Source organism: Haemophilus sp. UMB1048 (genome assembly GCF_030218125.1).
Classification (GTDB): Bacteria; Pseudomonadota; Gammaproteobacteria; order Enterobacterales; family Pasteurellaceae; genus Haemophilus_D.
This window is the reverse complement of the sequence record NZ_JASOPB010000102.1, coordinates 1-270: the sequence shown is the minus strand read 5'-3', so window position 1 is coordinate 270 and position 270 is coordinate 1. Positions and strand designations below refer to the sequence as shown.

The following is a 270-nucleotide window of genomic DNA, read 5'->3' as shown; positions in this document are numbered from 1 at the left end:
GGATGAAGAAGTTTTGCCTGGCGTGGAACTGGATGCTGCCGCGTTCTGGCACAATGTTGATGAGATCGTTCACGATCTGGCGCCAGAGAATCGTCAGTTGCTGGCAGAGCGCGATCGCATTCAGGCGGCGCTTGATGAGTGGCATCGCAGCAATCCGGGGCCGGTAAAAGATAAAGCGGCCTATAAATCTTTCCTGCGTGAACTGGGCTACCTGGTGCCACAGCCTGACCACGTTACGGTGGAAACCACGGGCATCGACAGCGAAATCAC

1 pseudogene is annotated in these 270 nt (G+C 55.9%); it reads left to right on the top strand.

Features of this window, described 5'->3' with window-relative positions:
• A pseudogene (locus QP437_RS10055) lies at positions 1 to 270 on the top strand (malate synthase G); the annotation flags it as partial.